The organism is Rhodococcus sp. BS-15, from assembly GCF_000813105.1.
In the GTDB taxonomy this organism is placed as follows: Bacteria; Actinomycetota; Actinomycetes; order Mycobacteriales; family Mycobacteriaceae; genus Rhodococcoides.
Window position 1 is genome coordinate 24,799 of sequence record NZ_BAOX01000018.1, and the last position, 13,089, is coordinate 37,887.

The 13,089-nt window shown below is 63.2% G+C and carries 11 protein-coding genes; all 11 read left to right on the forward strand.

Annotation, left to right across the window (positions count from 1 at the left end; all coding sequences use genetic code 11):
* Nucleotides 1-35 precede the first annotated feature (35 nt).
* The gene (locus RHBS_RS04340; protein ID WP_128644924.1) at nucleotides 36-2,645 is read left to right on the forward strand and encodes an ATP-binding protein; all 2,610 of its coding nucleotides are present in this window, start codon (nucleotides 36-38) and stop codon (nucleotides 2,643-2,645) included.
* A 5-nt stretch (nucleotides 2,646-2,650) separates the two neighbouring features.
* Nucleotides 2,651-4,969, forward strand: coding sequence for a hypothetical protein (locus RHBS_RS04345; protein WP_128644925.1), 2,319 nt, complete (start codon nucleotides 2,651-2,653; stop codon nucleotides 4,967-4,969).
* A 59-nt stretch (nucleotides 4,970-5,028) separates the two neighbouring features.
* Nucleotides 5,029-6,495: a hypothetical protein gene (locus RHBS_RS04350; RefSeq protein ID WP_128644926.1), complete on the forward strand. Its 1,467-nt coding sequence runs from the start codon at nucleotides 5,029-5,031 to the stop codon at nucleotides 6,493-6,495.
* Nucleotides 6,492-6,893 (forward strand): hypothetical protein, encoded by a 402-nt coding sequence (locus tag RHBS_RS04355; protein WP_128644927.1) that lies wholly within the window; start codon nucleotides 6,492-6,494, stop codon nucleotides 6,891-6,893. Before RHBS_RS04350 ends, RHBS_RS04355 begins: the two co-directional genes overlap by 4 nt.
* Nucleotides 6,894-7,000: 107 nt before the next feature.
* Nucleotides 7,001-8,494, forward strand: a complete 1,494-nt coding sequence (gene eccD, locus RHBS_RS04360; RefSeq protein WP_128644928.1) for a type VII secretion integral membrane protein EccD — start codon at nucleotides 7,001-7,003, stop codon at nucleotides 8,492-8,494.
* Between the two features lie 50 nt (nucleotides 8,495-8,544).
* Nucleotides 8,545-9,894, forward strand: a complete 1,350-nt coding sequence (mycP, locus tag RHBS_RS04365) for a type VII secretion-associated serine protease mycosin (RefSeq protein ID WP_187298364.1) — start codon at nucleotides 8,545-8,547, stop codon at nucleotides 9,892-9,894.
* Between the two features lie 29 nt (nucleotides 9,895-9,923).
* Nucleotides 9,924-10,154, forward strand: coding sequence for a hypothetical protein (locus RHBS_RS04370; protein WP_128644930.1), 231 nt, complete (start codon nucleotides 9,924-9,926; stop codon nucleotides 10,152-10,154).
* 51 nt (nucleotides 10,155-10,205) lie between these two features.
* Entirely contained in the window at nucleotides 10,206-10,886 is a 681-nt protein-coding gene (locus tag RHBS_RS04375) for a hypothetical protein (protein ID WP_128644931.1), read from the forward strand.
* A 53-nt stretch (nucleotides 10,887-10,939) separates the two neighbouring features.
* Nucleotides 10,940-11,710 (forward strand): hypothetical protein, encoded by a 771-nt coding sequence (locus RHBS_RS04380; RefSeq protein ID WP_128644932.1) that lies wholly within the window; start codon nucleotides 10,940-10,942, stop codon nucleotides 11,708-11,710.
* A 189-nt stretch (nucleotides 11,711-11,899) separates the two neighbouring features.
* Complete coding sequence (locus RHBS_RS04385; RefSeq protein WP_128644933.1) at nucleotides 11,900-12,211, forward strand: hypothetical protein; 312 nt, start codon at nucleotides 11,900-11,902, stop codon at nucleotides 12,209-12,211.
* A 92-nt stretch (nucleotides 12,212-12,303) separates the two neighbouring features.
* The coding region (locus RHBS_RS04390) for a PPE domain-containing protein (RefSeq protein WP_128644934.1) at nucleotides 12,304-13,089 on the forward strand (786 nt) is incomplete at its 3' end.

The following is a 13,089-nucleotide window of genomic DNA, read 5'->3' on the forward strand; positions in this document are numbered from 1 at the left end:
TCGACATCACGCGACACACATCGACGGGAAACGACATGGGCAACTACTTGATTCCACTGGCAGCCGCCGAACACAACATCGTGGTCGCCACCGACGGATCAGTCTGGGCGAACTACTTGCTGCGCGGGATCAACGTCAACCCCTACGACACCTCGACGATCGCGGCCGGACAGAAGCAGAACGAGATGCTCTTCCAGGCATTGTCGGAACTGGACACCAACGACGTACTGATAACCGGCGTCAAAGTACGCATCCACCCGGACGAGATCGCGGCCCGAATTGTCCAGGGAATCAAGAAGATAACTTCCGAGCAGTACCCGAAGCTACTGGACCACGTGTCCAGGTTCCATCAGAAGCGGCTCCACGGCCAGCAGGAGTACCGCAGGGTCTACGTCATGTCGGTGAAGCTGCCCTCGGGAGGGATCGTGCCAGGCAAGGGGGCACTGTCCAAGGCCGGCGGCATCGACCCACTCAAAGGTCTGGACTGGAACGACATTCGCAAACGCGAGGCCGAGATCCTCGGACGGATTCCCGCGTCGTTCAGTCCCTCTCGCACGACGCCGGACCACCTGTCCTGGCTGCACGATCGGATGCGGCTACGGGGATTGGAGGTGCCCTGCATGCCGCAGGGCCCGCAGCGCAGGTCGTTCAACGCCAAGGGGTTCTCGGCGGTCATGATCAACAAGACTGCCGACGCCGACATCGTCGTGGATAAATTCATCGACGCGGTCGACAACGGCGACGTACCCAAGGTTCGCTCGACCAAGCTCAGTCAGTTCCGGGCGAACTATCGGTCCATCCGATTCGGGCAGGCCCTCGCCGTGTATTCACCCGAAGAGCGAAGTGACACCCTCCCCGACGGTCCAGCCGCCTTCCAGACTCTGATGGGAGTCGAGGAATACCCGATCAAGTACACCGACACGCTCAACACCTTCACCTACCTCGTGGACCAGGATCTCGGGGTCGACGCGGACTTCGCCCTACGGCTGAGTTTCTCGCAGAAGGAGCTCGCCACCTCTCATGCGGCGAGTTTCAAGAAGGTGCTCGGCCAGGAACAGACCGCGAACTCGCAGGACGAGTTCGACGACGAAGAGTACGACGATCGGCATGCCGAGCTGGGCGCTCTGCGAAGCACAGTCCGTAAGGAGGCCGGGGCGCGGGGAATGAAGGTGGCGGCGATCTTCGCGTTCGCGGCCGCGAACCCCAAGGTGCTCCGCACCGCCATCAGCGCAATCCGAAACAAGTTCGAGGGCAACGACTTCAAAGTCACATTCCCCGTGGGGGGACAATTCGACTTGCTCGAGCAGATGATGCCCGGATCGACTCGATCCAGACTGTCGGACGACCTACAGCAGCTGACGACCGTGCGAAGCTTCTCCGCATGCATGCCCGTGCGGCGGACCGAGATCGGAGACGCGGTCGGTATCCCCATCGCGATCAACAAAGAGAACGCGCTCGGACAGATCGTGCACCAAGACTTCCTCAACGCCACCGAGGACGGCAACGGGTCGATGGCAATCACGGGAGCGCAGGGCGGAGGAAAGTCCTACATCATCAAGGTTCTGCTCGAATGGTTCAGCGACCTCCAATGCCCGACGACGATCATCGATCACTCACCGCACGGTGAGTACGAAGTGTTCGCTACCCAGCTCGCCGGGGCTCAAGTCCTCCGCATCAAGGAACCGACCAGGTCCCTGTGCCCGCTGAAAGTCTTCGCCGACGATCAGACGACGGCGCACCAGGTCTACCTCGAGACCATGTGCAACCTGTTCGGCATCAGCCACGACGACCCGATGGCCCTGTATCTCTCGGATATCACCACACCGAAGTCACGAGGTCTGCGCGGCATTAGCTCTTCTCGCGACGTCATGGCCTATCTGGAGGACAAGCCCGGCGAGGTCGCCGGCCGACTGCTCGGCAAGATGCAGTACTGGGCCGGACAGCGGTATGCCCGCGCGCTGTTCGACCCCGTCAACAATGCAGGAACCGTCGAGGTGATGCCCGCCTTCGCACGCTCGAAGGAGGTGCGGTCGGTGATCTTCCGGACGAACGGATTGCAACTGCACCGCGGCGAGCTGACAGAGGACCTCTCACCGGAGAAGCGATACGCCCAGGTGATCTACACCCTGATTGCCCGCATCACCGCCTACGACTACGCCCGGATTCGCGGCCTGTGCGTGTTCGCCGGAGACGAGATGAGCTTCACCAAAGGATCGAGGGTCGTCGAGGACCTCGTTCGGGCACCAGGAGTCAGTGGCAGAAAAGAAGGCAACATCGGACTGTTCGGATCCCAGGCTGCCAGCCACTTCGACGACGAAAACTACGGTCTCATCAGCAGGAAGCTCGTGCTCAAGCAGCAAACACAACACAACATCGTCGAGGCGTTCGGTTGGGCCGACATACCTCCAACTCCGGGTCTGATCAGGCGGATGAGATCCGATACCTCGCCGTCCCTGCCGGACGAACGCGGCACGATTCCTGGGCGTGAGGGGGAGGGGTGGTACAACGACGGAAAGTCGATAGCTCGCATTCAGACGCTACCGTTCACCACCGAATCCACCGCCCGGTTCGCAGACACCAGAGCCTCGAAAATGATTCGTGCCGAGGAGCTTTCGGAAGCTCAAGCCTCAGGCATTCGGGGCTGACCGCCATGGCAAACCCGCTGATCGACTTTATCGACATCACCGATCGTTACGGGACACGGCTGGTCGATCTCACCACCGACATCACGACGTCCGCTTTCTCGCCGCAATCGGTGCCGTTTGCAGCGGTGACATCCCTGATCGTCGTCGCATTCATGGTCGTCATCAGCTACGGGCTGCTCCTGCTGGATATGGTGATTCGCCAGACCCTGTTCATGGGGATAGTCGGCGATGTGTACAACGCGGCACTGCAGTGGATCTACCAGTACGTCACGCCATGGCAGATCGCGTCGATCGCTGTGCTGGTTCTCATCGGTCGCATCTGGCTCGTCCAGAAGTTGAAAACGCAGGTAGGGCCGGATAAGTCGCGGAGAATCGTCGGCCTCCAGTTCGAGACACGGACCCTGTTCTCGGATTCCAACGCCAAGGAATCGTTCGCGAAGCAAGTTTTCAATCAGCTCGGTAACACCACACTGTTGCTCGGTGTGATCGCGCTGTTGATGGCCAACCCCTTCGCCATCATCGGTTGGCTGATGAATTTCGCATCGACTCTCGCTGGTCAATTGAGTTCGTCAGGCGGCGGTGGCGACTCCGCGAGAAGCGTCGCCGTCGACGGAGTGGTATCGCCGGTTCTGCAGATGGTGAACTACGGCTCCTCGCTCGGACAGAGTTGCTCCGAACAGTGGTCGCGCACGCTGGCAATTGGCGGCGACGTGAGCGAATTGGGCTGCTTGACAACAGACCAAAGTGCGTTCACCGAAGGCTCGGCCGTCATGCTCGCCACCGCGGGCGTCGGGTTCCTGATGATCGGTGCGCTGTCCTACTTTGCATGGCAGGTGTTCAAACCGGCGACGCTCTACCTGGTCCTTACCGCCTGGCATGTCGCCAAGGTGCCCTGGCAAGCGGCCTGGATGATCGCGCGCCCCGGCGAGGAACGACGAAAACTCGACGATATCCGTGGGGCCTTCACTCAGGCTGTGAAGTCACTGCTGTGGCTGATGGGAGCGCTCGCGATCGCGGCCGGAGGCCCGAGTCTGATCATGGTCGTAGCACGGGCAATCACCGAGCAAGGATTCCCTGCATTCCTGGCCCTCGTCGGAGTCACCGCCGCCTACGGATTCGCCGGATGGGCGATGAAGAACAAGTACGGTCAACCGCTCCGGTTCACCAAGGACAACTTTCCCCGGTTCGTGGACGGTGGAACACGAACATGGGGTGAGTTGTGGTCCAACAGCTCATGGGTGCAGAACGTTCGGGAAGCCAATCGCGAGTCCGGTCCATGGAGAACGGGTCCCACCGACGATGCCAATGCCGCCAATCCGCCAGCGGCACAGCAGGAGTCGGATAGAGAGAAGGTGTCGGTGAATCCCGAGGACGAAGCGGTCATCGACCAGGCCACCGAGACGATGGCTACGTCGGTGCCCACTCAGCTCGTCAAGGTCACCGTGAACCCGGCGGCCGTTGTGTTCGGCATGGCCGCGACCTCGATCGATGGAGCGCGCGACACAGCACGAACTGAGTCGGACCGTGAGCAATCCGCTGCGGCCGGCAGTGGGCTCGGCGCGGGGGCGATCGACGTCGTCAACGGCGGCGGCAAAGACCTCAACGGGGATAGCCTTCGGGCATCCCACGGCGCTGCCGCACAGACATACGTGCGCGATCCAGGCTTCACCTTCACCAACGCGATGAGGGGCGTCGGGGAGGGCGGCAGGCATGCTGCCCCCGAGGCGACCTCGCCATCCGAGTTTCCGCGCTCTGCAGCAACGGCTTCGGTTCAACGAGGCTCAGCCTCCGCCGACGCCGAGACCAAGCAACTCGCCGACGGCAGCTGGACAGGGCAGGTCGTCGTTCCGACTGTCGGTGTCGGCCCCGCGCCCGGTCTCGTCGAGCGCGGTGAGAAGCTGGCGGCGAGCTACCGCGACGCAGTGCGCAGGATCAATCAGGACGAGATCGACGGCGACGAGATCGACGACGGAATCTTCGCGCAGACAGCCTCGTCTCTGTCGGCGATGGACGACATTGTCTCGGGTGCTCTGCGTCGCCATCAGGCCGATCTGGACGAAGGCTCGGCGATTCTCGCATCCCGCGCATCGGAGACAGGGCTCGGCGGCGAACGCGTCGAATCGACCCCTGCTGGTGTGTATCTCGCCGAGATCAGACAGCTTGTCGAGCTGCAGAACACGGCCCTGCTGGCGCGGATCCTCGGTGTGCGAGCTGACATCACAGCTCCGGAGGCCGGCGTCGACATCACGGTCGACGAGGTGGACGACGATGGAACGGTCAGGTTGAGATTCGGGACGCAAAGGGGCTTCGGTGACGACATCTGACAAGACAAAACATTGTGATAATATCGCGCTAGTTCGACTGGCGAGAAGGGAGGACGATCGTGGCTGAGTTCAACTCCGAGGACGATTTCCGGCGAGCGGCGTCGGACCGGTTCCCCGACGGCATGCCGGTGGGGATGCCGGGCGCGTCGACACCCCCACCCGGTGCGGCACCCGCTTCCCCTCACATGGGCGAGGGCCAGTCGCTGGAGCAGCCGTGGCTGCCCAGTGGCCCTCTTCAGCCGCGGCCCGTGAGCGGAAGTCCGGACGAGGAAGCCGACGCACCCCACGACTTCGACAGCGGTGCTTACGCGGCCACCGGATACGGCGCTGCAACTGGTCGCCACACCCCGCCACAGCAGGAGGCAGGCAGGGGAATCGGGCACGGCACGGACGCCGGGATGAGCGACGATGACATCGTGAGGCTGCTCAGGCAGGTCGTCGAGGCCAAGCCCGACCTGTTACGCCGGATCACCGCCGATCCGGAGCCTGCCACAACTTCCGCGACCCGGTACGTCGCTCCGCCGGACGCTCGATTCGCCCCGCGTGAATCCGAACCGGCAGCCAAACAACGCGCGATCGACCTTCCCGAGGTCGCAAAGATGGGATGGCGCGGCTGGGTGGCACGCACCTTCAACATGCCGATCAAGAAGGGCAAGAACGAGGAACGGCAAGACCTGTTGAACCTCGCTCGGGGAATCGTCAACACCCAGTTCGAGGACTCGATCGTCATCGGAGTCACTTCCTTCAAGGGCGGATGCGGAAAGACCCCCGTGACGGTGCTTTTGGGCGGAATCATCGCCCAGATTCGCAACCAGCCGGTGCTGGCAATCGACGCCGATCTGCACGGGACGCTGCTCGGACGCGGAACAGACCCAGCGCAGTGGAAGCCGGACTCCGGCCACGCCACACTGCTGGCGTCACGGCTGCAGAGCTACGGATCGGAACAAGTCGACCTCGAACAGTATGTGCATCGGGGCGAAGGCTCGCTGGACGTACTCTCGGGCAACACTTTCGGTAAGAAGTCTCTACTCACCCGCGAGCAGTACCGTGCTGTGTTGGACAAGGCACGTCAGGACTACCGGATCATCATCGTCGACATGTCGCAGGTGAAGGAAGCGGACCTCTACGACGAGGTCATGAAGAGCCTCGACGCGCTCGTCATGCTGACTACCCCCACCGAGACTGCTCTGGTGTTCCAGGAGAACATGGCGACGTTTCTGCGCGGCCACGACGTCGACGCCAAGCTCGGTCTGCAGCGAATCACCATGATCAACCACATCTACCCCAAGGACAACGCAGACATCGCCACTCTGGCCGAAGGTCTCCGCCTCGCCGACCGCGCACCCGACGACCCGGACCGGCGAGTGGAGGTGTGCGAGCTGCCATTCGACCGCCACATCGCCCAGAACACCCAGATCCATCTCGACCGGATCGCACAAGGCACCCGTGAAGAACTGATCCTCGCCGCCGGCGCGCTGTTCGACGCAACCCTCAATGCCAACCCGAAGGAGCAGTCATACCGATGAACGACTACGACCCCGGTACCACCGAGCAGGAAGCCGGCCCGAACAACACGGCCTCCACGCAGGACGTTCCGAGCGTCGACGACATTGCGCAGAAGATCCAGACCGGGCTGCAGCGAATGATCAATGCGCGCAAAGTTATCGATGCTGCCGAGTTCGAACTGGCCCAGGCCCGCACAGAAGAGGAGAAGGCACGCGCGGCCGCGAAGCAGATCGTCGATGACGCACAGGCCAAGGTTTCGAGCACCGAGAAGGCGTACGCCGCCGAGCTCGACGCCGTACTCGCGGAGGGTTACGTCACCTCCGCAGTCCTCGCTAGCCAAGGTCTCACGGTGAAGAAGCGACGCGGCGGACGAAGCAAAGGAGCCGGTACTGGTCAAGGCACCTCGGTCAACGTCTGAGGGGGCACATACGGGGAGGGGCGTCCGGTCGCGCGCCCCGACAGACATGACGATCGGCCGAAATGGGAAGGCGCACAATCTAATGGGTTCAGTAACGGAGACCTGCAATGCCACTGTCTGACACGCACACCACCATGTCGGTGCAGGTGCCCGGCCACCGGATCGACATGAATCTCGCCCGAGACATGCCGGTCAGTGAGCTGACCCGTTCGATCGTGGTGTTCCTGCAGGACGTGCTCAAGGGCGACGAACGCTACGAGCAGGTACTGAAGTGGCTCGACGACGCCTACGCGGTCTGGCAACTGACCACACCTCTCGGTGTCATCTACCCCGGACATCGGACGGTCACAGAGACGGGCATCGTCGACGGTCACACCGTCGTACTCGCCAAGAGCAAGCAGCGCGAGAACTACGCCCCATTGATGGACGATACCGCCGAAGCGATCGCGCACTACGAGCGTCTTCACTTCGGGCAGTGGGTGTCCAGTCATGCACGCACGCTTGCAGGCGCTTTGGTTCCTCTCTCGGCGCTCTTCGTCAGCGCGGTACTGGTCTACGGCGTCGCCAGTGGGGCCATCGGGTCGGTCGGGCAGTACATCGGTGCGGGGGCCTTGGGCTTCGCAGCGGTCGTTGCAATCGTGGCGGCGGTGAACAGTTCGGACACTTTCACCTCCGACCGCATCGCGAGCGAGGATATCGACAAGATCGCCGCCGGTGTCATCACGGCGGGATACATCATGGCCAGCGCCGCGGGAATGCTGTTGGTACCCGGTGGGTTCGGCGCACTGAGTCTGCTACTCGGTGGTGGAATTCTCGCCGGAACTGCACTCGTGGTCACCACCTCGATTCGGTTCCCCGAGAACATCAACTTCGCCGCGCTGGCGCTGGGAGTCCTCGTTGTCCTCGGCACCGGAATCGGGTCCGCCGTCGACGCGACCAGCTTCCAGATCGCCGTCTCACTCGCTGCGGGCTCGACCCTGTTCTTTCTCATGGCTCCGAGGCTGTCGTTGATCCTCGCCCGCGTACCGATGCCGTACGTGCCCGCACAAGGCGAGTCGTTCGTCCGTGACGACGACGAGGATCTGACCCGAATCGACCCGGACCGACGCAACTCCGTGATCGCAGCGATCGTCAACCAGGAACGACAGGTGATCACCGCACGCCAGAGCCTCGTGGGACTGGTCTGGGGCGCTCTGATCACCATCGTCGGTACTGCCGTCGTGGCAGGAGCGATCATCGAGACCCGCCCAGCAATGACATTCGCCTTTTACGGATCGATCGTCCTGGCCATGGTGTACCGAGGCATCTCGTTCGACGACGCACGTATCCACCGGTCGTGGTTGATCGCAGCATTCGTCACCCCCATCGCACTCGCCGGTGCCGCTGCAGCCACCGGCAAGAGCTACGACCTCGTGATCGGGACAGCTGTTGTCGTCGCAGCTGCCGTCCTTGTCGGGTGCTACGCCTCGATCAAAGTCAAAGTGATCAATTCCCCGGTGATGCAGAAGCTGCTCGAGATAGTCGAAACAATCTGCTACGCAACGCCTATCGTCCTTCTGGTGTTCATACTCGACCTCTACGCGCAGGTCCGCGGACGGTGAGCATGAGAGGTGCACGGCCACTTTGCGTCGTCGCAGTCGCCCTCGTGGCGATGGTGGCAACTCCGGGAAGCGCGGTGGCGGCGGATCCACCCGACATCGAGAGCATCCGCGTCATCGCTCCCGAGGATCCGGCACCGGGCCCCCCATCGCCGATGGAACAGCGAACGGCGTGCGCCGTCTCCGCGCTCCTGGCCGAGAGCGCAATAGCTCGACCAGCACCCGCCAACGTGGCCTTCGACGTCGCCACCTTGCACGAATTCGCTACCGGCAAAGGGATTACCGTCGCCGTCATCGACTCCGGCGTCGCGCCGAACGACAGGCTTCCCCGCCTGATCGGAGGCGGAGACTACATCGGCACCGCCAACGGCCTCGAAGACTGTGACCACCATGGAACCCTCGTCGCGGGCATCATCGGAGCCCAACCGTCACCTGCAGACGGATTCGTCGGCGTCGCACCCGATTCGACGTTGATCTCCATCCGCCAAACATCGAGTGCATACGAGCCCGTCGACAGGGACGCCGCCAACGCGGCAGGGTCCTCCACGCTGTCCACTCTTGCCCGCGCGGTCGTCCATGCGGCGAACATGGGGGCCCAGGTCATCAATCTTTCTGTGACCGCATGCTTCCCGGATTCCTCCGTCGTCGACACCGCCGAGCTCGGGGAAGCACTCCGATACGCCGTCGACGTCAAGGACGCGGTCGTGGTGACCTCCGCCGGCAACACCAACGACGCGACCTGCAAGGCCAACCCAGGCTACGACCCTGCCAACGCGGTCGACGTCCGTAACTGGGCCAACACCCACACCGTGTCCATGCCGTCCTACTACTCACCACTCGTCCTGAGCGTGGGCGGTGCGGACCTGATGGGTGGGGTGTACCCCGGCACGATGGCAGGACCCTGGGTGGGAGTTGCCGCTCCTGCGGTCGACATCGTCTCCCTGGACCCGACGAAACCCGCAGGGGGACTGACGAACGCATCGGTTGGGCAGAACGGACCCCAGACCATTGCCGGGACATCGTTCGCGGCCGCATACGTCGCTGGACTGGCCGCCCTCGTACGCGAGCGTCATCCCGAGCTGAACGCACAGCAAGTACGCGAGCGCATCATCGACACAGCCCACACGCCCGCGAACACACAGATCGGAGCCTTCGGAAGCGGCCTGGCCGACCCCGTTGCTGCCCTCACCTCGGGCGCACGTCCCATGCCACGCACCGATGCGGTCCAGTCCCGTAGTTGGACACCGACCGACGACACCGCCCATTGGCAGTGGGTCCCTGCGGCAGTCGCTGTCGGAGGCGTCGCGGTGGTGTTCGTCCTGGTGCTCCTCGCCGTCGGTGGCCACCGCCTACACAGGGCTGCCGACCGGGCACGTAACGCCGCCACCGACGGCCGCCTGTGACCGGTCGCGGTCGATCTCGGGCTGCAGCGTTGACAGCAGCGGGGGTAGTGGTCGTGCTCGCGGCGCTCGCGCCGCCTATGGCGTTCGCTGCGGTGCTTGTCGGCGCTGTAGCGGGCGTGGTCGCGGCCATCGCTCCCGCAGAGACGTCATGGGTCATGGGTGCATGCGCCGGTTGCCTCGGCGCGAGCAGATCGGCCACGATCGCGATCGTGATCGGACCTCCGAAACCGCACATCAGGGTGACGAATCAGATCGTGTAGCAACAGAAGCGGGGAGAGCGGAATGAAGAACGTACACAGCAGAACCAACTGGTGACCATTGCTGCTCTGTCGGCCACGCTGGCGGCGGCGTCGGTCGGCACCGACGTCGCCTGGATGGTCGCTGCAGCTACCGTTGTGATCATCGCGTTGCTCGTGTTCGTCGCGCCAGGAGGCCTGACGGTGTCGCAGCGGATCCGTCGCAGGCTGCGGCGTCCGGTGCGGCGGCGAAACCTGCGGTACTCGACCTCCGACATCGGGACGGTGTGGGACGGAAGCGCGGTGTCGATGTATGTCGCCTTCCTGCCGAGCCCGTTTCAGGTGTCGGTCACCGACGTGCCCGATCCCATCCTGGCTCCCCCGAACGTCCCGCTGGATCTGATCCGAAATCATCTGGTGCAGGGCGACATTCGCTTGACCGAGATCAATGTCCTGAGCCACTCCTATCGACGGTTCAAACGAGGACCGTACAACGACGCGTATCAGCGGATGGTCGGGGAAACTCCGCTGCCCACCCAGATCACCACCGTGATCGAGGTCAAAGTCGATCTGTCGCGGTCGCATGAGTCGGTGAAGGCCCGTGCCACCGATGGAAGCACTCCGGCAGCGTTGGGGAGGACCGCGCACATCGTGGCCGCCCGTCTCGAGCGCAAGCTGAACATCGAAGCTACGAGTCGCGACTTCTGCGCCGCGCCGAGATCGACTGGTTTCACACATCGGTTCTGGCAAATCTGAATTCCGGTCTCCAGAACGAGAAGTGGACCTATCTCGGGGGAGATCAGCCTTCGGTGATCGCACGTCCGGCGGAGTGGACGGCACGGGCTGCCGGGAAGTGGTACTCGGTCCAGGCTGCAGACCGGATGGCCAGTGCGATCCGCATTCAGCCCGCGAAGTTCGGTGCCGCGACGGTGACTGGTGCGGTCGGCTACACCTACTCGCAAGCCCCGAGTCTGCCGGAGAAGTCGCAGATGCTTCGTCGCGCAGCAGGGGAGCAGGGCGACGCGGCCTCCTTGATGCTTCCCCTCGCCAAAACCGTTGAGCCACAACACAGCTATGGGGCACTGACCCTTGGGGAGGGGGAGCGGTTTCCGATCTCGATCCCCGGTGCGGGACTGGGTATCCTGCTCGGTTCAGCCGTTGGGGGTGGCCGCTGCTTCCTGAACCTGCAGACCGGCGGCGAGACGCTGTACGTCCACGGACCCATGGAATTCGTCGTGTCGTTGATGGCCCGCGCATCGGCCGTCGGCGCGACGGTCGGACTCCATATCGACGGACCGGTGTGGGAGCAGTTGGTGTCGGTGAACTCCGACCTCATCGAGTTCATGCCCGAGCGAGCTCGTGCGGTCGAATTGTATCGAGACCGCGCACCGCGAAGCCCGGAGCGGCAGACCGCCGCCATAGCGTGGTGCCCGCGCGGGGTGCCGGACAACGCGATCTATTCGATCCGGGTCGCGGTCGATGGAGCAGCCTTGATCTCCACCCCTGACGGCGACGTCGACTTCGAGTGGTCGGCGACGGTCGACGAGGCTCAATATCTGCCCCAGCTCGCGCCGTACTGAGCAATCGACCTGCGACTACGCCAGGTGATGGACCGATATACGCGTCGTAATCACGGGTTATCCGGACGATGTTAAGAGCGGAATTAGGCGGGTGTTGAAGTTGATCACTGTAAGGGCAACACGCGCCTGTTAGTCTGTGTCGTAGAGCATGAATACCCGCACGATAGAACTGACGAAGGAGACGGATCCATGAGCGTAGTGGGCATCGCGGAAACCGGATTTCAGGACGCAACGAACGCCGCCATCGGCACGCTGAGCGCGCAGATGGAGGGTGTACACACAGCAACCGAGGTTGTCACCGGCGCACTGTTCCCGCCCACCAACGACGGTGCGTCGGCGCGCGCAACGATCCAGGAGCTGGGCAACACCGCTGCATTCAGCGCACAGCTTCGGGCCGGCCTGGCGCAGATGGCGCAGCAGGGCGCGTTGATCGGGGCCAACACCCGCGCGCAGGAAGCTGCCGACATTTCGACAGCAGCCGCTTCGGCCGTCATCTCCTGACGAGGTCCTCGCTGCTGCGGGATGGTGCGGTTCGATCGATTCGTCTGACGTCCAGGGGGTGAAATAGTCCAGTGCCGACCGAAGTCTGGGGTATGTATCCACCCGAGATCAATGCCGGTCGCTACGAGAGCGGCGTCGGTGCACCCTCATGGGTTGCATCGGCACTGAAGTGGTCGATGTTCGCAGGAATCGCCATCGAGAACAACGTCGCCCTCGCTGCGCAAGTCGGGGCTCTGACCGGTAACTGGCAAGGCGGGGCCTCGACTGCTTTTGCGGGACGTTCGGCACCGTTCGCGGCGTGGCTTGCCGAGATGCAGGCGATCGCGGTGGGTAATGCTCAGACCGCGCTGTCCGTCCTGCAGGCGTACTCGATCGGTAACGCCAGCATGATTCCACTGCCACTGGTCGTTGCCAACCGCGTCGCAGCTCGCACTGCTCAACTGGCGGGGGTGTTGGGTGCACCGAATACGGAAATGGTGCGACTGGAGCTCGAATACGCCGGTTTCTGGTCTCATAATGCGGCTGTTATGAACGGGTACGACACGGCAGTGAACACCGCGACTATGTACCGCCAAATTCCCTCCCCTCCTCCGCTTGTGTTGGATGGCGGTTTCGGCGGTTTGGAAGCGGCTCACGGTGCAGCTCAGAATGTCGCTCAGTCGTTGGGACAAAGCGCGGAATCAGCGCACACCTCGGTGGGCAACGGCATGGGTCAGGCTGCTCAGAACATGTTCGGCGGCCAGTCGTTCGCTGGACCGTCGACGTCGGAGTCGACCATGTGGTCCAACCTGATCGGCGGCGGCGCGAGCGCAAGCTCAGGAAGCGGGCTCTCCGCGTTCGGCGGCGGCGGCGGTGCTGCTGGCGGAGGCGGAATCGGG